Origin of the sequence: Rhodococcus qingshengii JCM 15477, from assembly GCF_023221595.1 — a bacterium.
GTDB classification, from domain to species: Bacteria; Actinomycetota; Actinomycetes; order Mycobacteriales; family Mycobacteriaceae; genus Rhodococcus_F; species Rhodococcus_F qingshengii.
Map to the genome: position 1 here is coordinate 1,968,309 of NZ_CP096563.1, position 24,567 is coordinate 1,992,875.

Genomic DNA, 24,567 nt, shown 5'->3' on the forward strand with positions numbered 1-24,567 from the left:
CACACGACTCAATCCAGTTCCACTGGGAGTCTCGGGCGAGCTGTATCTGTCCGGTCCTCAGGTGACCCGCGGCTATCATCGTCGTCCAGGCTTGAGTGCCGATCGATTCGTGGCAAACCCGCACGGTAATCCGGGCGAGCGAATGTACCGAACCGGTGACGTGGTGCGCTGGGTCGCTGGAACGGCACCCTCCACCTACGCCGTGGAATACGTGGGCCGCAACGATTTCCAGGTCAAGATTCGCGGTTTCCGTATCGAACTGGGCGAAATCGATGCATCGCTGACGGCACACCCCGAGGTCGAGTTCGCTGCGACGATGGGTACGACCCTGCCGTCGGGTGCCCCGGCGCTGGTGTCGTACGTGTTCACCGGAAAGCACGCTTCGGTCACTTCGGCGGAATTGATCGAATTCGTCTCCAGAACCCTTCCGGCCCATATGGTTCCGGCTTCGGTCATGGTCTCCTCGGACATGCCGCTCAGTCCGGCAGGCAAGCTGGACCGAAAAGCGCTCCCAGCACCGGTTTTCGAGACCAAGGAATTCCGCGCCCCGGTCACCGAGATGGAACAAATCCTGAGCGAGATCTTCGCGGACGTTCTCGGCCTGGATCGCATCGGCACCGACGACTCGTTCTTCGCTCAGGGCGGCGACTCGATCATGTCCATCCAACTCGTCTCTCGTGCGAAGGCACGTGGGGTCGTATTCGCACCCAGTGACGTCTTCGAGAGCAAGACTGTCGCGGCATTGGCCGAAGTGGCGAAGTATGCCGCCGACGTCGAGGCCGCGGTGGTGCTCGAGGAGTTGCCGGGCGGTGGAGTCGGCTGGATGCCGTTGACGCCGATCGAACGATTCATGGTCGAGCGCGGTGGCAGCTACAACCGATTCACACAGACGATGACTCTCGAGCTTCCACTCGGAGTGCAGCGAGCCGACATCGTGCGAACACTCGCTGCAGTCGTCGACCACCACGACATGTTCCGCTCGCGGCTGATCTCCGACGGTCGCGGATGGGGGATGTCGGTCTCCGAGCCCGGAACCGTGGACGTCGAGGATCTGCTCAGCCGCGTCGATGTCGACGCGGCTGCGGACGAGTCGACAATTGTTCTCACGGCTTCCAAGGGCCTCGACGAGGCTCTCGGCCGGTTGAATCCGGCGGACGGCGTAATGGTTCAGTTCGTGTGGGTCGACTTCGGTCCCACTCGCACCGGGCGCTTGATCATCGCTGCACATCACCTGATCGTCGACGGGGTCTCCTGGCGAATCATCGTTCCGGATCTGGTGTCGGCTGCGGCTCAGATGGCCGGGGCGAGCGGAGCGACGGGGGATGTAGCCGGAACGACGGGGGATGTAGCCGGAACGACGGGGGATGTTGCTCTCGAGCCGACCGGTACGTCGATGCGACGCTGGGCTCATGCTTTGTCCGAAGAGGCCCATCGGGATTCGCGTGTGGCCGAGCTGGATACGTGGCGGAAGGTGTTGCAGACACCGGACCCGGTGCTGGGTAAGAGGGCGTACGACTCTGCCGTCGACGTTGCGGCAACGGTTCAGCGGATAAGCGTGACGGTCCCCACTCAGGTGACGGAGACTCTGTTGACCACGCTGCCGGAGGTTTTCAACGGCGGCGCCAACGACGGCCTGCTCGCTGGACTGGCACTCGCGCTGATCGAGTGGCGTCGCCGAGCCGGAATCGACTCGACGTCTGCCTTGCTGCAACTCGAGGGCCACGGTCGCGAAGAAGCCGTGATTCCTGGCGCGGATCTGTCAAGGACCGTTGGCTGGTTCACCGCTGCCTTCCCGATCAGTCTCGATCTTTCCGAGGTAGATCTGGGTGACGCTTTCGCCGGAGGTGATTCGGCGGGACACGCGATCAAAGCAGTGAAGGAACAGCTTCTGGCGATCCCGGACAAGGGCGTCGGGTACGGACTGCTGCGCTACCTGAACGAAGACACGCGCGCAGTGCTTTCTCGCTTCGCCGGGGGACAGGTCAGCTTCAACTACCTGGGACGAGTTGTCGCCGAGGATCTTCCGGCAGGCGTCGAGGGACTCGGGTGGCTGCCGGCCGGCGATTTCGCCAACGTGTCGGCACCCGAAGACGTCGACATGCCCGCAAACAAGGTCGTCGACATCAATGCGATCGTCAACGACGGCGCAGACGGTGCTGTTCTGGAGGCCTCTTTCGCATACCCCGTCGGTGCCATCGACGGCGAGAGTGTCGAGACATTTGCACAGATTTGGGTCGAAGCACTGACTGCCCTGGCGGAGCATTCTCGCTCCGTCGGAGCCGGTGGACTCACACCGTCCGACGTGCCGCTTGTCTCCGTGAGCCAACGAGATATCGACGGCTTCGAGAATCGATTCGGTACGGTGACCGACATCTGGCCCCTGGCACCGCTGCAGTCCGGTTTGCTCTTCCACGCGATGTTGGCAGAATCCAGCGTCGACCTCTACTCGGTGCAGATGATTCTCACTCTGTCCGGGAAGGTGGATGCCGACCGCTTGCGCACTGCAGCACAGGGAATCATCGACCGTTATGCGAACCTGCGAACGGCATTCACGGCCGACGACGACGGAACGCCGGTCCAGATAGTCCTCGAAGACGTTCCAGTCCCGTGGCGGAACATCGATCTCAGCGATATTGCGGCCGTCGACCGTGAGGCAGCTCTGAACGAAGTTTTGACGGCTGACCAGGCGACACACTTCGACATGGCGTCACCGCCGTTGATTCGGTTCACCTTCGTCACCATGGCGGAGGGGGACTATCGCTTGGTGGTGGCGAATCACCACATTATTCTCGACGGTTGGTCGGTGCCACTGCTCTTGCAGAACCTGTTGGCGCTGTACGCGACGCGTGGTGACGACTCGGTTCTTCCGCGTGTGCGTAGCTATCGCAATTACCTGGCGTGGCTTGTCGATCAGGATCGTGATCGATCACTCACAGCCTGGGCGGATGTGCTTTCCGGCGTCGAAGAGCCGACGCTGCTTGCTCAGGTCACAGGCGGACAGGAATTCACCGCGCTGTCCCAGAAGCTGAACGTGTCGATGTCGTCGGAGACAACCGCGGCGCTCACCGCTCTGGCTGCACGACTCGGGGTCACCGCCAACACGATCGTGCAGAGCGCGTGGGCGGTCCTGCTCGGTGCGTTGACCGGAACCGACGACGTTGTCTTCGGTGCAACAGTGTCCGGCCGGCCACCGGCGCTCACCGGCGTCGAATCGATGGTCGGGTTGTTCATCAACACCCTCCCCGTGCGGGTGCGCTTCGACGCCGCGGAGTCCGTCGAAGAATTGGTTGCCAGGGTCCAGATCGAGCAGGCGAGAATGCTTGATCATCACTATCTCGGTTTGACCGATGTCCAGAAAGCAGCGGACGTCGGAACACTGTTCGACACGTTGGTTGTATTCGAGTCGTACCCGGTCGACCGTGAGGGCCTCGCCGCACAGGCGGATGTTCTCGACGGAATGATGATCGACGACATCGCCTCGGACGATTCCACGAACTACCCGTTGACCCTGCTGATCGCACTCGACGAGCAGTTGCACTTGACGCTGCGGTACCTACCGGACTTCTTCGATGCCGACTACGCAACTGCGTTGCTGGACAGAGTTCTTCGACTGCTCTCCTCCGTAGCCACCGATCCTTCGGTGCGTGTTGGTGACGTTGATATTTTGGATTCTGTTGAGCGTTCGTTGGTGCTCGAGGGGTGGAATGACACGGCTCGTGAGGTTGCGGGTGTGTCGGTGTTGGACGGGTTCGATGCGCAGGTGGCGGCGTCTCCGGATGCGGTAGCGCTCTCGTTCGAGGGTGTGTCGTTGTCGTATGCGGAGTTCGATGCTCGGGTGAATCGTTTTGCCAGGTATTTGGTTTCGGTGGGTGTGGGGCCGGAGTCGTTGGTGGGTGTTGCGGTTCGTCGGTCGGTTGATTTGTTGGTTGCGGTTTACGGTGTGCTCAGGGCTGGTGGTGGGTATGTTCCGGTGGATCCGGATCAGCCTGCGGAGCGTAATGGGTATGTGTTGGCGGCGGCGTCGCCGGTGTGTGTGGTCAGTACTTCTGATGTTGGTTTCGATGCTGGTGTGGTGCCGGTGGTCGAGGTTGATGTTGTTGATGTGTCTGGTTTTTCGGATGCTCCTGTCTCGGATGTGGATCGGGTTGCGCCGTTGCGGTCGGGGAATACGGCGTATGTGATTTTCACGTCGGGGTCGACGGGTCGGCCGAAGGGTGTGGCGGTCAGTCATCGCAGTGTGGTCAATCAGGTGTCGTGGTTGGCGGAGCGTTATGCGGTGTCGGGTTCTGATGTGGTGTTGTTCAAGACTCCGGTGACGTTCGATGTGTCGGTGTGGGAGTTGTTTGTTCCGTTGGCGGTGGGTGCTCGGTTGGTGGTGGCTACTCATGACGGTCATCGGGATCCGGGGTATTTGGCGTCGGTGGTGGCGGCGGAGTCGGTGTCGATGGTCTCGTTTGTGCCGTCGATGTTGGAGGTGTTCGTCGATCAGTTGGTCGACACGTCGGAGGCGACGATTTCGCGTCTCGGTGGTGGTGGGTTGGGTTCGTTGCGGGTGATTTTCGCGGCGGGTGAGGCGTTGCCGGCGTCGGTGGTGGGTCGGGTGTTGTCGGTGTTGCCGTCGGTTGAGGTTCATAATTTGTATGGTCCGACGGAGTTCACGGTGCATGCGACGGCGGCGGGTCCGCTCGATGGTGTGGGTGTGGTGGTGCCGATGGGTGCTCCGGTGTGGAATTCGTCGGTGTTGGTGTTGGATTCGCGGTTGCGTCCGGTGCCGGTGGGTGTTGCGGGTGAGTTGTATTTGTCGGGTGTGCAGGTCGCTCGTGGGTATTTCGGGCGGGTGGATTTGTCGGCGGAGCGGTTTGTGGCGAATCCGTTCGGTGGGGTGGGTTCGCGGATGTATCGCACGGGGGATGTGGTGCGGTGGATCGGTGTGTCGGGTGAGCTCGAGTATGTCGGTCGTAGTGATTTTCAGGTGAAGTTGCGTGGTCAGCGGATCGAGTTGGGGGAGATCGAGTCTGCGGTTCGGGATCAGGTGGGTGTGGGTTCTGTGGTGGTGGTGGTGTGGCGTGATCAGTTGGTTGCGTATGTCACTGCTGCGGTGGGGTCTTCGGTTGATGTTGATGTGGTGAAGGTGGGTGTGGGGGAGCGGTTGGCGTCGTATATGGTGCCGTCGCAGTTTGTGGTGTTGGATGCGTTGCCGCTCAATGCTTCGGGGAAGTTGGATCGGAAGTTGTTGCCGGAGCCGGTGTTCGAGGTTGCGGTGTTTAGGGCTCCGGTGACGGCGGTGGAGGAGATCGTTGCGTCGGTGTTTGCCGAGGTGTTGGGTGTTGATCGTGTGGGTCTCGATGACGATTTCTTCGAGCTCGGCGGCAACTCTCTCAACGCCACTCGCACGATCAAACGAATCGCCGATGCTCTCGACACCGAACTTTCGGTTCGAGTTCTGTTCGAAGCATCCACGGTGCAGGATCTCGCAGCGCACGCCGAAAGCCGGACCGGGTCGGGTGGGCGAGTCGCGCTGACCGCGGTCGAGCGGCCAGAGCGGATTCCGCTTTCGTTGGCGCAGCAGCGTATGTGGTTCCTCAACCGATTCGACGGGAGTGCAGCGGCATACAACATCCCGATGGCGCTGCGCCTTCAGGGCGATCTTGACGTCTCGGCGCTGAGCGCGGCGATTTCTGATGTGATCGGGCGGCACGAATCACTTCGAACCGTCTACCCGGAAATCGGAGACGGTCCGGTGCAGGTCGTCAAGCCCGTGTCGAGTTGGTCGGACGAAATCGTCGCAGAACCGACTGGCGTGGACGAACTCGAAGGTGAGTTGGTCGCGCTGGCGTCGACGCGCTTCGACGTCACACGCGAGATTCCGATTCGTATCCGGTTGTTCCAGTTGGCTTCCGACGAATACGTACTCGGTGTCGCGATTCATCATATTTCCGCCGACGGTTCCTCGATGGCACCGTTCGCTCGGGATGTCGTGACCGCATACGCCTCGCGGGTTGCCGGGTACACACCGTCCTGGGCTCCTCTCGACGTTCAGTACGCCGACTACAGCCTGTGGCAGCGAGAGGTGCTGGGCAGTGAGGAAGACGCGGGATCTATTGCTTCGCAGCAGATTGCGTACTGGAGCAATGCTCTTGCCGGGCTGCCTGATCAGCTTGCACTTCCCGCCGACCGGCCGCGCCCCGCGACGCAGTCATTCCGCGGTGGTTACCTGCACTTCGATATCGATGCAGAGTTGCATGCTCGGTTGAGCGGTCTTGCCAGGGCAAACAATTCGACGCTGTTCATGCTCACGCACACTGCGTTCGCGATGTTGTTGGCTCGACTGTCCGGAACCGAGGACATCGCGGTGGGTACACCCATTGCAGGACGTGGTGAGCGGGCACTCGACGATCTCATCGGCATGTTCGTGAACACCTTGGTGTTCCGTACGCAGATCGACAGCGGCGCGCCGTTCCTCGACCTGCTCGGACGTGTCAGGGAGACCGACCTTCAAGCATTTGCACATTCGGACGTTCCTTTCGAGCGACTCGTGGAGGTGCTCAACCCACCACGTTCGACCGCTCGTCATCCGCTCTATCAGGTCGGCTTCCTCTTCCAGAACATGGAAACCGGAGGGCTCGAGCTTCCGGGGCTCACCGTCAAGGGCGTCGATATCGACAACGGGGTCGCGCAGTTCGATCTTCAGTTGATCGTCAGTGATCGGTACGACGCGAACGGATCTGCAGCCGGCATCACGTCGATGTTCAGCTACGCGCATGATCTGTTCGACGAGTCGACCGTGCAGGACTTCGCCGATCGATTCGTGCGATTGCTCGCGGAGATCGCGTCCGATCCGTCGTTGACCGTCGGCGACTTCGCGCTGCTGGATTCGTCCGAGAGCGACCGGATCCTGAACCGCTGGAACGAGACCGATCACTCCGTCCCGGGAGTCACTCTGGTCGAACTGTTCGACGAGCAGGTCGGTTCGAACCCGGGTGCGGTGGCAGTGATCGCCGGGAACACGTCGCTGACCTACGCCGAGTTCGATGCACGTGTGAACCGTCTCGCACGCCATCTGATTGCAACCGGTGTCGGTCCGGAGTCGTTGGTCGCGTTGGCAATCGAGCGATCGGTCGAACTGCTGGTCGCCATGTACGCGGTGGTGAAGGCAGGTGGTGGATACGTACCGATCGATCCGAACCACCCGGCGGACCGCATCGAGTACGTGTTGACCATGGCAGATCCGGTCTGCGTCCTCACTGCCTCGACCACTGCGAAGAATCCGGCGTTCGGTGATTCCGTGATCGAGGTGGACACGATCGATCTCGCGTCCTACGCGGAAGCGACGGTTACCGATGTGGATCGGATTGCTCCACTGCGAGTGGGCAACACCGCCTACGTGATCTTCACGTCGGGATCGACGGGGCGACCGAAGGGCGTCGCGATCTCGCATCAGGCGGTGGTCAACCAGATTCTCTGGAAGCGCGATCAGTACAGCCTGGACCGATCCGATGCGATGGTGCTCAAGACCGCGGCAACGTTCGACCTCTCGGTCTGGGAGTTCTGGTCGGCACTGACTTCCGGTGCACGACTGGTGATTGCCGAACCCGAAGGTCACAAGGACCCGAGCTACCTGCTCGACCTGATGACCCGGGAGAAGATCACGACGCTCCACGTGGTGCCGTCGATGCTCGCGATGTTGCAGTCGGCATCGGAAAATGGCCTTCCGGAATCACTTCGTCAGGTGCTTGCGATCGGTGAAGCGTTGCCGGCCGCGACCGCGACCGAGTTCGCAGAACTCAGCGACGCGCAGTTGGTGAATCTGTACGGTCCGACCGAGGCCGCCGTCTCGGTGACAGCGCACGTCGTCGGTTCGGACGATACGACCTCGGTGCCGATCGGTGCCCCCGAATGGAACACGCAGGTGTTCGTGCTCGACACGCGTTTGCATCCGGTCCCCGTCGGAGTCACCGGGGAGCTTTACCTCGCCGGTGCCCAGCTTGCTCGCGGCTATCACGGTCGCGCGGATCTGACGTCGGAACGATTTGTGGCCAACGTCTTCGGTGACGCGGGTTCGCGGTTGTACCGCACGGGCGACCTCGTCCGGTGGACGGAGAACGGCGAACTCGACTACGTGGAGCGCGCCGACTTCCAGGTCAAGATCCGTGGCTACCGCATCGAACTCGGTGAGATCGAAGCGCTTCTTCGCAAGCAGGCCAGCGTGGACTCCGCTGTGGTGGTGGCCAAGTCGGATGCGCGTATCGGTGATCGACTTGTCGGCTACGTCGTTCCTCAAAGCGGGGAAAGCATCGATGTCGAAACCTTGAAGCGGACTCTTGTGGCTGAGTTGCCGAGTTACATGGTGCCGGCGGCATTGATGGTCTTGGACGAACTACCGCTCAACATCAACGGCAAGGTCGATCGCAAAGCCCTGCCCGACCCCGAATTCGAGGCGACCGAATTCCGTGCGCCGACCAACCCCGTCGAAGAGATCGTGGCGGGTGTGTTCGCTGACGTACTCGGTGTGGCGAGGGTCGGACTCGACGACGACTTCTTCGAGCTCGGCGGAAACTCTCTCGTCGCGACGCAGGTCGTGTCGAGGCTGGGTGAGGCGTTGGACGCGCAGATTCCGGTCCGCGTGATCTTCGAGGCGTCGACTGTCGGGGCATTGGCGTCGAGGGTTCTCGAACACGCGGGATCTGGTGGCCGCCCACCGTTGGTGGCTCAGGTGCGTCCGCACGAGATTCCGCTGTCGTTGGCGCAGCAACGTATGTGGGTGCTCAATCAGTTCGACAAGACCTCGGGTGCGTACAACATCCCCGTCGCGATCCGGCTGTCCGGCGCACTCGATGTCGACGCACTTCACTCAGCGGTGTCGGATCTGATCGAGCGTCACGAAGTGCTCCGGACGGTATACCCGGACCGGGGCAACGGACCGGTTCAGATGATCCTGCCTCGCTCCGCAGCGGCGGTGGGACTGGAAGTGATCGCAACCGACGAAGCGTCGGTCGCCGAGCAGGTGGCTGACACAGTTCGCGAGGGCTTCGATGTCACGACAGCCGTTCCGTTGCGAATCCGTCTCTTCGAGGTCGACGAATCCGAGCGGGTCCTCGTCGTTGTCATTCACCACATCAGCGGTGACGGCTTCTCGATGGCTCCGTTGATCAGAGACACCATGGTTGCGTACACCGCACGTACCGGCGGGGAGACCCCGGAGTGGGCTCCGCTCGAGGTGCAGTACGCCGACTACACGCTGTGGCAGCGTGATGTCCTCGGATCGCCGGAGGACGCGGACAGTCAGCTGGGCCGTCAACTCGCGTACTGGGTGAACGAGCTCAAGGGCACTCCGGAGCTTCTGGAACTGCCGACCGACCGGCCGCGGCCGGCGCGGGCCAGCATGCGCGGTGCGGAATTCGAGTTTGCCGTCGATTCCGAGACCACGGACCGGCTCGCGACGATCGCACGGGAGCAGAACTCGACAGTCTTCATGGTGGTTCACACTGCCCTGGCCGTGCTGTTGGCGAAGATGAGTGGATCGAACGACATCGCAATCGGTACGCCGATCGCGGGTCGAGGTGAGCGGGCGCTCGACGATCTTGTCGGGATGTTCGTCAACACGTTGGTCTTGCGAACGGAGATCGCGCCTGCTTCGACGTTCGTCGACGTTCTGGCACACGTGAAGGACAAGGACTTGTCGGCATTCGCCAATGCCGACGTACCGTTCGAGCGGTTGGTCGACGAACTGGGGCGAGAGCGCTCTCACGCATACTCGCCGCTCTTCCAGGTCATGCTCACCTTCCAGAACATGGCTCTCGGTACGTTCCAGCTCCCGGGCCTCGAGCTCTCTGCGGTCGACAACGGTTTCGACCAGGCGATGTTCGATCTGCAGCTCACCGGTATCGAGCAATTCGACGATGCCGGGGTGCTGTCCGGGCTGAGGATGCGTTTCACCTATGCGACCGACCTGTTCGACGAATCGACCATCGCGCTTTTTGCGGCGCGATTCGGGCGGGTGCTCGAAGAACTGGTGACCGATCCCGGGGTCGTGATTCGCACGATCGACATCGTGACCGAGCAGGAACGCGAGGAAGCGAGCGCTGCCGAGCCGAAGTCCGCGGCGGACCTACCCGAACTGGCAGCCGCAGCGGCGGCCGCCGATCCTGAGGCAATTGCGTTCACCCACGGTGATCAGGCTGTCACCTTCGGTGAGTTGTCGACCAAGCTCGTTGCCATGCGTACCGCCATGGGGGCTGCTCTCGCCCCCGATGCTCTGGTTTCTGTGTCGCTCGCCGGACTTGTTCCGGGCATCCTGCCGGCACTTGGCGTCGACGGTCTCGCCACACTTGTGAGCTCGGTGATAGCTGACGCACAGTCGGTGTCAGCGGGCCGTGGGGGTACGGCCGGGTAACATTCAGTATTTGCCCAGTGAACGCCTCCGGCCGAGCAGAACGCTGTGCTCGACCGGGGCGCACTTCACGAAAGTCAGTTGGAGGAAGTGTAGATGTCCGTCGGTATTCCGGGACCGCAGTCGCTGACGATCGAAGATCTGCCGAAGTTGGTGGCTGCAGTTGCGGCGGTAGATCCTGATCGTGTGGCTCTGAGCCACGGTGGAACCGAAATCAGCTACGGACGACTCAACGACGAGTTGGTCACTCTCGACACCGCGATGGGTGGGGCATTGGGGGCGGATGCCCTGGTTCCTGTTGTCGTTTCCACGGTGCTGCCAGAGCTGATCGGCAGCGAGGCCGACGGTCTCGGCGCGGTGGTCGACCGTCTCATCACCGACGGCACTTCGATCGTGGAGGTCGCGTCGGAGTCCGATGCACACGTGACCCTCGCAGGACTCTTCGACGAGCAGGTCGAGCGGACGCCGGATGCGCTCGCGCTGGATTACGCCGGAACGCAGCTCACTTACGCGCAGTTCGACGCGCGGGCGAACCGCCTGGCCCGTGAACTCGTCGCGGCAGGTGTCGGACCGGACAGCCTCGTCGGTCTCGCGATGCGTCGATCGATCGATCTCCTCGTCTCGATGTACGCGATCGTCAAGGCCGGCGGCGCGTACGTTCCACTCGACCCGGATCATCCTGCCGACCGTCTCGCTTACGTACTCGAGATCGCGAAGCCCACGGCTGTGCTCACACGAACGTCCGATGCCGTGGTGCTGCCGCACGGTACGCCCACGCTCGACGTCGACACCCTCGACTTGTCGGGTCGTGCCGAGACAACTGTCACCGACGCCGACCGGTTGGCGCCGCTGCGCGCGGACAACACTGCGTATGTCATCTTCACGTCCGGATCGACCGGACGCCCCAAAGGCGTTGCAGTCTCTCACCGTGCCATCGTCGCGAACCTGCAATGGCGTCAGACCGAGTACGGATTCACTGCCGACGACGTGATCTTGCAGAAGACACCCTTCACTTTCGATGTGTCCGTGTGGGAGTTCTTCTGGCCGCTGCAGGTCGGTGCATCGCTGGTGATCGCGGAACCCGACGGACATCGTGATCCGGTGTACGTGGCTCGCACGATGATCGAGCGCGGAGTGACGGCGGTGCACTTCGTGCCGTCGATGCTCGCCGTGTTCGTCGCCGAACCCCTTGTTGCGCAGGTCAAAACCCTTCGCTACGTGTTCGCTTCCGGTGAGGCGTTGCCGGCTCGAACGGCGGCACGTCTGCGCGAGGTCAGCAGCGCTGGACTCCACAACCTGTACGGCCCGACCGAAGCCGCCGTCGACGTGACTTATTACGAAACCGGCGAGCAGGATCAGGTGTCGGTGCCGATCGGTGCAGCAGTTGCGGACACCGAGCTCCTGGTGCTCGACGATGCGCTGCGGCCCTCGCCGTCGGGTGTAGCAGGAGAGCTCTATCTTGCCGGGATTCAGCTGGCCAGGGGATACGTGTCGCGTCCCGATCTCACGGCAGACCGCTTCGTGGCGCGGCCCGGCGCTACTGACGGATCCCGGATGTACCGAACCGGAGACCTGGTGCGCTGGCGCGGTGCCGGAGCGAACCGTCAGCTCGAATACATCGGTCGCACCGACTTTCAGGTCAAGCTCCGCGGTCTGCGCATCGAGCTCGGTGAGATCGAGGCGGCACTGCTCGATTGCGAAGGTGTTTCCCAAGCCGTGGTGATCGTCCATTCGGACGAAACGATCGGTGACAACTTGGTGGCCTACATCGTCGCCGAGGGTATCGATTCTGAGAATCTGACGTCGTCGCTTGGCGAACGGCTACCCGACTACATGATCCCTGCCATGTTCGTCGAACTGGACGAGTTTCCGCTCAACGCCAGCGGCAAACTGGATCGAAAGGCTTTGCCCACACCCGAATTCGCGTCGAAGACGGTTGAGTATCGCGAGCCCGCGACACCCACCGAAGCCGGTGTGGTCGCGATCTTTGCCGATCTACTTGGGCAGGATCGGGTAGGGGCAGATGACGGCTTCTTCGAACTGGGCGGCAACTCATTGCTCGCCACTCGCGTGGTTGCGCGGATCAATGCCGAACACGGCATCGCCATCGACATGCGCAACTTCTTCGACGCACCCACCGCCGCAGAACTTGCCGTCTTCATCGACGAAGCGAAAATCTCAGAAGACCGCAAGGCTCACGTTCCCCTGATCCCTCGCGAGCGCCCCGAGTTGGTTCCGCTGTCTTTGGCACAGCAGCGCATGTGGTTCCTCAATCGATTCGAACCAGAATCGGCAGTCGACCATATTCCGGTCGCGCTGCGGCTCAGCGGAGCGCTCGATGTCGATGCGTTGCAAGGCGCACTCGAGGATTTGATCGAGCGGCACGAGATCCTTCGGACTGTGTACCCGGAGGTCGACGGCGTCGGATATCAGCGCCTGGTCGACATTGCAGCCGTGGTACCGAACCTGACTCCCATACGGGTGGACGAGTCGGCGATCGTCGAGCGCGTGACCGACTTCGTGACTCCGGGATTCGACGTGACCACCGAGGTTCCGATTCGGGCGGCACTCTTCCAATTCGCCGCCGACGAATTCGTCCTCGTGTTCGTCGTCCATCACATCAGCGGTGACGGGTTCTCCATGGGACCGTTGACCAAGGACATCGTTTCGTCTTATGTGTCTCGGACACAGGGAATTTCGCACGATCTTGCTCCGCTGCCCGTACAGTTCGCCGACTTTGCACTGTGGCAGCGCGAGGTTCTCGGCAGTGAAGACGACCCGGATTCTCTGATCACTCGCCAGGTCGACTACTGGCGCCACGCGTTGGCCGGTATCCCCGATCAGCTCGATCTTCCGTCGGACCGCCCGCGCCCGCGCGTCGCGTCGAACCGGGGAGCCGGGCACACATTCACGATCGAGCCTGACCTTCACCAGGCTCTCAATCGAATTGCACTGGACAACAATGCATCACTGTTCATGGTGTTGCACAGTGCCGTGGCGATTCTGCTGGCGCGGTTGTCCGGGACTTCGGACATTGCGATCGGCACTCCGGTCGCCGGTCGAGGCGATCAAGCTCTCGATGACCTCATCGGGATGTTCGTCAATACGCTCGTGCTCCGCACAGATGTTGACGTCAACATGTCTTTCATCGACTTGATCGCCCGGGTTCGAGATATCGATCTCGATGGATTCGGTAACTCGGACGTTCCGTTCGAGCGGTTGGTGGAGGTGCTCAATCCCTCGCGATCGCAGTCGAGGAATCCGCTGTTTCAGGTGATGCTCTCTATGCAGAATCTTGGGCAGAGCACGCAAAGCAGCCTCGAGGTACCGGGATTGATCATCTCTGGGCTCGATGTCGATTCGGCGACAGCCAAATTCGACTTGCAGTTCACGATCTGGGAGTCCGACGCGACTGCTGCGTCAGGGGGCCTGAGCGTGGCACTCGTTTATGCGACGGATTTGTTTGACGAGGCATCGGTGAAATCTTTCGCCGGTCGGTTGACTGTGATTCTTGAAGCGATTGCAGCGGATGCCACGGTGGTGGTCGGTGATATCGATTTGCTCGATGCTGCCGAGCGTTCGGACGTTTTGGATTCTTGGATGGTTCCTGGTGTCGAGGTCGAGCCCGGCACGACGTTGGTTTCGATGTTCGACGCGAGGGTTGTGGGTGAGGCTTCGTCGACTGCCGTGGTGTTCGAGGGTCGCCGGTTGTCGTTCGGCGAGCTGGATGAGGCGGCAAATCGGTTGGCGCGCAAGCTGATCGAGTCGGGTGTTGGTCCGGAGTCGTTGGTGGCGGTTATCTTGCCGCGGTCGGTCGAGTTGGTTGTCACGTTGTTGGCTGTTGTGAAGGCCGGTGGTGGCTATCTTCCGATTGATCCGACGTATCCGGCAGAGCGAATCGCTTATACGTTGGGGGACGCGCGTCCTGTGTGCGTCGTCGCTGCAGGTGATGTCGTCGATGTCGAGGTGCCAGTTCTTGACGTGATGGCGTTGGACTTGGCGAATTACGACGGTTCGCCGGTGTCGGACGGTGATCGTCGTTCTGCGTTGCGTGCCGACGATATTGCCTACGTGATCTATACGTCCGGTTCGACTGGGAAGCCGAAGGGTGTGGCGGTCAGTCATCGGAATGTGGTGGAGTTGTTTGCGAATGCTCAGCCGCGGTTCGGTTTCGATGGTTCGGACGTGTGGACGTTGTTCCACAGTTACGCGTTTGATTTCTCGGTGTGGGAGTTGTGGGGCCCGCTGTTGTACGGCGGCACTGTTGTGGTGGTGGATTACCTGACTTCTCGCTCGCCGGAGCAGTTCCGTGAGTTGGTTGTGCGGGAGCGAGTGACAGTGCTCAATCAGACTCCTTCGGCGTTCTATCAGTTCGCCGAGGCGGATCGGATGGCTGGCGATTCGGCCGGTTCGTTGTCGTTGCGTCATGTGATCTTCGGCGGTGAGGCGCTGGATTTGTCTCAATTGGTGCGTTGGTATGACCGTCATGACGATAGTTCGCCGCGATTGGTGAACATGTACGGGATCACCGAGACCACTGTGCATGTGTCGTTCTCGGCACTCGATTCGGTGATGGTTCGTGAGGCGAGTGGTTCGGTGATCGGCCGTGGCCTTGGTGGATTGTCGGTGTTCGTACTCGACGATCGACTTAGTCCTGTGCCGGTGGGTGTTCGAGGCGAAATGTATGTCGCTGGTGGTCAGCTTTCGCGTGGGTATGTGGGCCAGCCCGGGTTGACTGCTGGTCGTTTTGTTGCGAACCCGTTCGGCCGCAGCGGTTCCGGTGATCAGATGTACCGGACAGGTGATATTGCGCGGTGGAGTGTCGACGGGGTGCTCGAGTACGCGGGCCGAAGTGATTCGCAGATTCAGTTGCGTGGGTTCCGGATTGAACTCGGCGAGGTCGAGGCTGCGTTGTTGCGTGTGCCTGGGGTGGCTGGCGCTGTGGCGGTTGTGCGCTCGGATGTTGCGCTCGGTGATCGTCTTGTGGGGTATGTGGTCCCCGAGGCTGGCATGGATCTTGCTGCTTCCGTTGTGTCGACGAGGGTGAGCGAGTTCCTGACCGGGTACATGGTTCCGGATGCTGTGGTGGTGCTCGAGGAGCTTCCGCTGACGGTGAACGGTAAGTTGGATCGGAAGGCGTTGCCGGAGCCAGTATTCGAGGTGCGGGAGTATCGAACACCCGCAACTGATACGGAGTTGGCGGTAGCGGGCGTCTTTGCCGACGTTCTGGGGGTCGAGCGTGTCGGGTTGGATGATGATTTCTTTGCTTTGGGTGGTAATTCGCTCGTAGCCACACGATTGGTCGCCAGGCTCGGGCGAGCGCTCGATACGACGATCCCCGTGAGGGTCCTGTTCGAAAATTCGAATGTAGAGTCGCTGGCGGCGGCGATCTCGTCACACGTCAGTTCCGGGAACATTCCGGCACTAGTCGCAGGACCTCGCCCCACGACGATTCCGTTGTCACTTGCTCAGCAGCGCATGTGGTTCCTGAGCCGCTTCGACCCCGAATCGGCCGTCAACAATATTCCGATTGCGCTGCGTTTGAGTGGCCAGTTGAATCTGTCGGCACTGCAGTTGGCCGTATCGGATGTGGTGGATCGGCACGAATCGCTACGGACGATCTACCCCGAGGCGGGTGGGCAAGGTCAGCAGGTGATTCTGCCTGCCTCAGAGGTATCTTTTGATCTCACCCCAGTCACTCTGGGCGGAACTCGGATCGAAGAGGCACTGCTGACGCTCGCTCTGGCAGGGTTCGATGTGACAATGTCGGTACCGTTCCGTGTGCAGTTGTTCGAGGTGGGGGCGGACGCATTTGTTCTCGCCTTCGTTATGCATCACATCGCAGCGGACGGGTTCTCGATGCGTCCGTTGACTCGGGATGTCATGGTTGCTTACGCCGCTCGGGTTTCGAATGGCGTTCCGAATTGGACTCCGCTCGAGGTGCAGTACGCCGATTATGCACTCTGGCAGCGGGAGGTCCTCGGCGACGAGGACGACCCGAATTCGTTGATCTCGGCTCAGCTGGACCACTGGCGCTCCGTCCTCCGCGACTCTCCGGAAGTGCTTGCGTTACCAGCTGACCGATCCCGCCCGGTCGTCGCCTCGAATCGTGGCGCTACGTACCGCTTCTCCGTCAGTGAAGAGCTTCGGTCGAGCTTGGACTCACTTGCACGCGAGCGGAACGCGTCGCTGTTCATGGTGATGCATTCGGCCCTCGCCGTGCTTCTCGCAAGGTTGTCCGGTACCAGTGACATCGTGATCGGTACCCCGGTTGCAGGGCGAGGCGAAAAGGCGCTCGACGATGTGATCGGTATGTTCGTGAATACACTGGTCCTGCGGACTCCTGTTGACCTCGCCAGTTCGTTCAGTGCGCTCGTCTCGGCAACGCGGAGGACAGACCTTCAGGCGCTCGGCAACGGCGATGTTCCGTTCGAGCGGTTGGTCGAGGTGCTCGATCCCACCCGATCGCAGGCACATCACCCGCTGTTCCAGGTCGCGCTGTTCTTCCAGAACATGTCGCAGGATGCGTTGGAGCTTTCAGGTTTGGAGGTGTCGGGTCTCGAGTTCGACGCGGGTATCGCGAAATTCGACCTTCAACTGACCCTCGCTCCTCGCATCGAAGATACGCACGAATCTGGCATGTTCGCCGAGTTCGCATACGCCACAGACCTATTCGACGAGTCGACCATTCGTGGATTTGCCGATCGGTTCACCAGGATCCTCGAGCAGGTGGTCGTGGATCCGTCGATCACCGTGGGTGACATCGAACTGTTGGAGGAGGCCGAGCGCGAGTCGCTGTTGATTGCGCGCAACTCCACCGCGCATGACGTTGAGAACAGCGAGACGTTGGCTTCGCTGTTCGACACCCGCGTTGCGTTGGCACCCGATGCTGTTGCCGTGGTGTTCGACGGCCAGTCGCTGACCTATGGCGAGTTGTCGGAACGTGTGAACAAGTTGGCACGCAAGCTGATCGACAACGGGGTCGGGCCCGAATCGTTGGTGGCCTTGGCGATGCGTCGATCGCTCGATCTCGTAGTGGGTATGTACGCGGTGATCGCCGCGGGCGGAGCCTACGTGCCCTTGGATCCTGATCACCCGGCCGAGCGGATCGGGCACATCCTCACGACGGCCGATCCGGTCTGTGTGCTGTCGACGACGCGGGATGCTTTCGTAGCGCCGAACGGCGCCGACGTGCTGTTGATCGACGGTGTCGATCTTTCGAGCTACTCGGCTTCAGTCGTTTCCGATGCTGATCGTCGCGGTCGTCTGCATGATGTGAATGCCGCCTACGTGATCTTCACCTCGGGTTCCACGGGCAAGCCCAAAGGCGTTGCGGTGTCGCATCACGCCATCGTGAACCAGGTCCTGTGGATGCAGGATCAGTACGCCATCGGCCCAGAAGACGTCTATTTGCAAAAGACTGCTACGACATTCGACGTCTCGTTGTGGGGATACTTCACTGCGCTTTTGTCCGGTACGAGAGTGGTGCTGGCATCTCACGACGGCCATCGAGATCCCGCGTATCTGGCTCGTCTGATCGAAGATCATCGGGTGACGCTGACGGACTTCGTTCCATCGATGTTGACCGTCTTCGCGACTTCGGTTCCGGAACACGCATTGGTGTCACTGAGGGACGTATTCGTGATCGGTGAGGCATTGCCGGTCGAGACGGTGCGTGCATTCGCTCAGGTGTCGTCTGCAGGCCTGCACAATGTGTACGGCCCAACCGAGGCTGCGGTCTCGATCACCTACTACGAGGTCGATGGATCGGAATCAACAGGGATTCCGATCGGGGTGCCCGAGTGGAACTCGCAGGTCTACGTGTTGGACAGTCGGTTGCAGCCGGTGCCGGTAGGCGTTGCGGGTGAGCTGTATCTGGCCGGTGATCAACTGGCGCGCGGTTACGTCGCGCGACCCGATCTCACCAGTGATCGTTTTGTCGCGAACCCATTTGTGGAGGCGAGCGACACGAACGGTGAAATCAATCCCGGTGGCAGTCGGATGTATCGCACCGGGGACCTGGTGTGGTGGAACACCGCAGGCGAACTCGAGTATGTCGGGCGTACCGATTTTCAGGTCAAATTCCGTGGTCAGAGGATCGAACTGGGTGAGATCGAGTCAGCTCTGCTGGCGCATTCGACGGTAGCTCAGTGTGTGGTCACTGTGGCATCCACCGATATGGGCGATCAGCTGGTCGCATATGTGATCGCGGTCCCGGATTCTGTGATCGACGTAGAAGTCTTGAGGAATGCGCTTCCTGAATCGCTACCTGTCTACATGATTCCGAACGCGATCATGGTCTTGGACGAGTTGCCTCTGAACTCGTCTGGGAAGTTGGATCGGAAGTTGTTGCCGGAGCCGGTGTTCGAGGTTGCGGTGTTCCGGGCCCCGGTCACGCCGGTAGAACAAATTGTCGCTTCTGTTTTCTCGGCGGTACTCGGGGTCGAGCGAGTGGGTCTGGATGACGACTTCTTCGCACTCGGCGGAAACTCTTTGATTGCTACTCGAATGGCCGCTCGGTTGGGGCAGGCGCTCGATGCACAGGTTCCGGTGCGGGTGTTGTTCGAGGCGTCGTCGGTGGAGTTGTTGGCTGCGCGGATGGAGTCGGAGATTGGTTCGGGTGCGCGGGCGGCGTTGACTGCTCGGGTGCGTCCGGAGCGGGTGCCGTTGTCGTTGGCGCAGCAGCGGATGTGGTTCTTGAACCGTTTCGATACGTTGTCGTCGGCGAACAATATTCCGGTGGCGATTCGGTTGTCGGGGTTGTTGGATGTGGCGGCGTTGGACGCTGCGGTGTCGGATGTTGTTGTGCGGCATGAGATTTTGCGGACGGTGTATCCGGAGGTCGACGGTGTCGGGTTCCAGGAGGTGTTGTCTGCGGATCGGGTGCGGTTGGATTTGTCGCCGGTGGTGGTGTCGGAGTCCGATGTCGTTGGTGCGGTGACGGAGTTCTTGTCGACCGGTTTCGATGTGGCGGTGGAGGTTCCGGTTCGGGCGCGGTTGTTCGCGGTGTCGGAGTCGGAGTTCGTGTTGGCGATGGTGGTTCATCACATCAGTGGTGATGGTGTGTCGATGGGGCCGTTGACGCGTGATGTGATGGTGGCGTACGAGGCTCGTTCTCGGGGTGAGGTGCCGGGGTGGGCGCCGCTCGAGGTGCAGTATGCGGATTACGCGTTGTGGCAGCGGGAGACTTTGGGGTCGGAAGATGATGCGGGGTCGTTGATTTCGCGTCAGATCGGTTTCTGGGAGTCGGCGTTGTCGGGGTTGCCGGATCAGTTGGATTTGCCGGCTGATCGTCCGCGGCCGGCGGTGGCGTCCAATCGTGGCGCCAAACACGCTTTCGTTATCGACGCGCCAGAGCATCATTCTTTGAAAAAAATTGCCCGTGAGTCGAATTCGTCCTTGTTCATGGTGGTGCATGCGGCGTTGGCGGTGTTGTTGTCGCGGTTGTCGGGGACGTCCGATATTGCGATCGGTACTCCGGTGGCGGGTCGTGGTGAGCAGGTTCTCGATGATTTGATCGGGATGTTCGTCAATACGTTGGTGTTGCGGACCGAGGTGGATTCTTCGGAGTCGTTCTCGGGGTTGTTGGGTCGGGTTCGTGAGGGCGATCTGGGTGCGTTTGCGCACGTAGATCTGCCGTTCGAGCGGTTGGTGGAGGTGCTCAATCCGGCGCGGTCGCAGGCTCGTAATCCGTTGTTCCAGGTGATGCTGTCGTTCCAGAACATGGAGCAGTCGGTGCTTCGACTTGGCGATCTGACAGTTGCGGGAATCGACGCCAACACGGTGGCGGCCAAGTTCGATCTGCAGCTGACCATGGTCGAGCAGTTTGACGAGGCGGGTGCCCCGGCGGGGATGGCGGCGCAGTTCACGTACGCGACGGATTTGTTCGACGAGTCGACGGTGGCAGGCTTTGCCGGCAGGTTCGGGCGCATCCTTGCTGAGATCACTGTTGATCCGTCAGTTCGGTTGGGTGATATCGACGTACTTACCGCTGCTGAGCGCAGCAACCTTCTCAGCTGGTCCGCTGGTGGGCGCACAGCGTTGGCAGGCGCGTCCTTGACTGCGATGTTCGAAGAACAGGTTGGGCGGACGCCTGATTCTCTTGCCGTCGAGTGCGATGGCGAGGCGCTGACCTATGGGCAGCTCGACGCCTACGCAAACGTGGTGGCCGAGCGATTGACGGCGGCCGGCGTCGGTCCGGATGACGTCGTCGCGTTGATCGTGCCGAGGTCGGTCGAGTGGGTCGTAGGTATGTTGGCGGCGTGGAAGGCGGGTGCTGCGTACGGGCCGATCGATCCGTCGTACCCACAGGATCGGATCGAAGCGATAATCGCCGACACCGGCGCCCGATGCGCGGTGAGTACGACGACTCTCGATCTGGCGGTGGACGTGATCGTCCTCGACAACATCATGCGCGATTCGCCGATGGTGGAGAGGCCGACGGATCGATGGCGTGAACTCGGTGCGGGGGACCGCTTGGGGTATGTCATTTCGACATCCGGTTCGACGGGTCGTCCGAAGCCGACGTTGGTGCCGATGGCCGGCATCGAGAACACGGTGGCCTGGTACCGCAGCGAGTTGCCCGAAACTGGTGGTCTATTGATCGCGTCGTCACCGAGTTTCGACTTGACGCAGAAGAACGTCTGGGCAGCGTTGAGCAGCGGTCGGAGCGTAGTGCTTGCCCCAGACGGTTTCGATCCGGATGCGATCGTTGCTCGCGTCGGGCACGGTGACGTTGCAGTGGCGAACATGTCGCCGAGCGCGTTCGAAGCCGTGGTGGATTCCGACGAGGATTCTGCTTTGAGCGTTCTCGATGTTGTGTTCCTTGGAGGCGAGTCGATCCGGCTTAATCGTCTTGGCAGTTTGTTGTCAGGCGGAGTACGCGTGGTGAACAGCTACGGCCCGACGGAAGCGTCGGACGTGGTCTCGTTCCACGCGGTGACTGCGCATGACACCGTCAGCGTTCCGATCGGTGCGCCGGTGCCGAACATCGATCTGTTCGTTCTGGATCGGTCGTTGGGTCTGGTGCCACCGGGCGTGATCGGTGAGTTGTACGTCGGCGGTGTCGGCGTCGGTCGCGGATACGGAAACCGAGCGGCGTTGACTGCGGAACGTTTCGTCGCCAACCCCTTTGTGGTTGTGGGAGAGCATGAATCAGGCGGCGGTAGTAGGTTGTACCGAACCGGCGACCTGGTCAGGTGGAACGGTCGGGGCGAGCTGGAGTACATCGGCCGGTCGGATTTCCAGGTCAAATTGCGGGGGCAACGCATCGAACTCGGCGAGATCGAATCTGCTCTGATCTCGCACGAGGCGGTTGCAGACGCGGTGGTCGTCCTGCACAGCGATGCTACGTTCGGCGACAGCCTGGTCGGGTATGTCGTAGGAACTGCAGTAGATGCGTCGGAAGTTCTGGAGTCGGCCCGGGCCGTGCTTCCGGCGTACATGGTGCCCTCGAAGGTTCTTGTCCTCGACGAGCTTCCTCTCAATGCGTCGGGCAAGTTGGATCGAAAGGCCCTCCCGTCACCGGTGTTCGAGGCAGCGGAGTTTCGGGCGCCGGTCACAGCGGTGCAGGAAATTGTCGCGTCGGTGTTCGGCGATGTGTTGGGTGTGGAGCGCGTCGGTCTGGATGACGATTTCTTTGCGCTGGGTGGTAATTCGTTGATCGCTACCAGGTTGGCAGCACGGCTGGGGCAGGCGCTCGATGCGCAGGTCCCGGTGCGTGTGCTGTTCGAGAACTCGACAGTGGAAGGTTTGGCGGCAGTAGCGCAAAAAACTGCAGGCTCCGGTGCGAGGATGGAGCTGGAAGCGCGGGAACGTCCAGAACGCCTCCCTCTGTCCTTGGCGCAGCAGCGTATGTGGTTGATCAACCAGATGGATCCCGGTTCTGCGGCATACAACATTCCGTTGGCACTGCGATTGACGGGGAACTTGGATGTCGCGGCTTTGCGTCAGTCTCTTCACGACGTTTTGATTCGACACGAGTCACTCCGGACCAGCTACCCGAGTGACATCGAAGGGCCGGTTCAGAAGATCGTCGCGGTCGACGAACTCCTTTCGCCTCTCGAGACGATTCAGGTAGACGACGAGGCCGCGGCGTTCAATCGCGTCGTGGAGTTGGTGACGACCGGATTCGACGTAGCTCAGGACGTACCTGTACGCACTGGGTTGCTCGAGTTGGGCCCGGCAGACTTCATATTCGTCTTGGTCGCTCATCACATCGCCGCTGACGGTGAATCGATGGGACCTCTTGCCCGAGACATGATGGTTGCCTACGAGGCTCGCGTGCGCGGCACCGCGCCGTCGTGGACGCCGTTGACTGTTCAGTACGCGGACTTCGCGATCTGGCAGCGCGAAGTACTCGGTAGCGCCGGCGAGGTCGGCTCACAGGCTGCACGGCAACTCGACTTCTGGCGCCGGACGTTGGACGGTGTGTCGTCGACGCCCGGATTGCCTTCCGACCGTCAGCGACCCGCGCAGATGTCTGCACGTGCCGGTGTCTCGGAGTTCTCCGTCAACGCGGAGACGGCGGCGCGGCTCAACGAGATTGCGCGCGAACACAACGCCACATTGTTCATGGTTGTGCACGCTGCGCTTGCAGTTCTCATCGCACGGTTGAGTGGAAGCCGAGATTTCGCGATCGGAACGGTAGTGGCCGGGCGAGGTGAGCAGCAACTGGACGACATAGTCGGAATGTTCGTCAACACGCTTGCACTCAGGACCGCTCCGGATCTCGGAGCGGGATTCGGCGACTTGGTCTCGCTCGTCCGAAACGTCGATCTCGAGGCATTTGCGAACGGAGACATCCCGTTCGAGGAAGTAACCGGCGTCGTGTCGGCGTCAGCGAGCGAGCTCTTCCAGGTTGCACTGTCGGTCGAACCGATGGCAGGAGCCGAGTTCAGTCTGCCGGATTTGAAGATCACGGCTGTCGAGGGTGTGGAGGCGACTGCAAAGTTCGACCTCCAACTCAATCTCAGTTCAGATCCGGTAACGGGAGGGTTGCTCGGCCATTTGGTTTTCGCTGCGGACCTTTTCGACCAAGCAACCGCCGACGCACATGTCGAGCGCTTCGTCCGCGTTCTAGATCGGGTCTCCTCGGATCCTTCACGTCCGATTGGTGACATCGAACTGCTCACCGACTCCGAACGAGCAGAAGTCCTCGGCTCCGTGGACACAACGCCACCCCCGGCAGTTGGCGCTTCGACGGGCAGACTTGTGCCACAGCTATTGGCGAACTCCATAGAGGCTGATCCTGACGCCGTCGCAGTCGTGTGCGATGAAGAGGAAGTGACATACCACGAGGTCGATGCACGATCATCTCGCCTTGCGCGCCACCTCATCAGTCTTGGGATCGGCCCGGGCGACGCAGTTGCGATGACAGGGCTGCGTGGCATCGAACTGGTAGTAACGATCTGGGCGCTGTCCAAAGCAGGCGCGGCAGTACTCGTGGGAGCTACAACAGGCGCAGTGCGTACGCCTGGAAGAGGAACAAACCCGAGTGTGGCCTTGACGCTGACTTCGGGCAGTGCAGATTCTGATATTGCGCTGGATACGATCCTCGACCTGAACGAGTCCGATGTTGTCGAATTGGTGGCGTCGTATTCGAGTCGTTCCGTGAACTACGCGGACCGGGTTCGTCCGCTCAATGTGGACGACGTCGCGGTCGTGGTTACCGGATCAGCCTCTGACCAGATCACCCAGGGAGAGCTCGCGGCGAAGTTGGATGCCATGTCGCAAAAGCACGAGGTCGACTACGAATCGCGTTTGATGTACTTCGGTCCCGACGACGATGAAACCTCGGTTCTAACGATTCTGCTGGCAGGGGTAGTGGGTGGCGTCGTCCTTGTGTCCTCGGAAGATTCTCGAAATGCCGATGTGCACGGCCGCCTCGAGGAGGAGTGGGTTTCGCACGCGGTAGGTCAGACAGACGTCTTCACAGATGTCGTCGAAGGAGCTTTGCCTGATCTACGCCTGGCGTGTGATCCCGCGACGTGGACTCTGAGCTGACGCCGCCGTTCTCGAAGTAGATAGACGCCCTTATCCCGAACAGTCCGATGATGTCCACTCCTCGACAGCTGTAACAATGGTTCGGTGTGTCCGATCAACTACTGGGGTCATACCGGGACGTCGAACTCGATTTGCCCAGGTCAAGGGTAGAACCTCGGAAGTGATCGGATTCC

At 61.0% G+C, this 24,567-nt stretch carries 2 protein-coding genes (1 of these 2 cut by a window edge); both read left to right on the plus strand.

Features of this window, described 5'->3' with window-relative positions:
* Nucleotides 1-10,393, plus strand: partial view of a non-ribosomal peptide synthase/polyketide synthase gene (locus M0639_RS09115; protein WP_248671225.1) — the 3' end only. The gene continues 18,395 nt to the left of window position 1, outside the view; the window shows 10,393 of its 28,788 coding nt (coding positions 18,396-28,788); the start codon falls outside the window, past its left edge; the stop codon is at nucleotides 10,391-10,393.
* 93 nt (nucleotides 10,394-10,486) lie between these two features.
* A complete protein-coding gene (locus M0639_RS09120; RefSeq protein ID WP_217018615.1) occupies nucleotides 10,487-24,394 on the plus strand; it encodes a non-ribosomal peptide synthetase in 13,908 nt (4,635 codons plus the stop codon).
* Nucleotides 24,395-24,567: the final 173 nt, after the last annotated feature.

What these genes read in the sequence shown, in the direction of transcription:
- M0639_RS09120 (WP_217018615.1), top strand. Translation starts at nt 10,487, where the DNA reads ATGTCCGTCGGTATTCCGGGACCGCAGTCGCTGACGATCGAAGATCTG.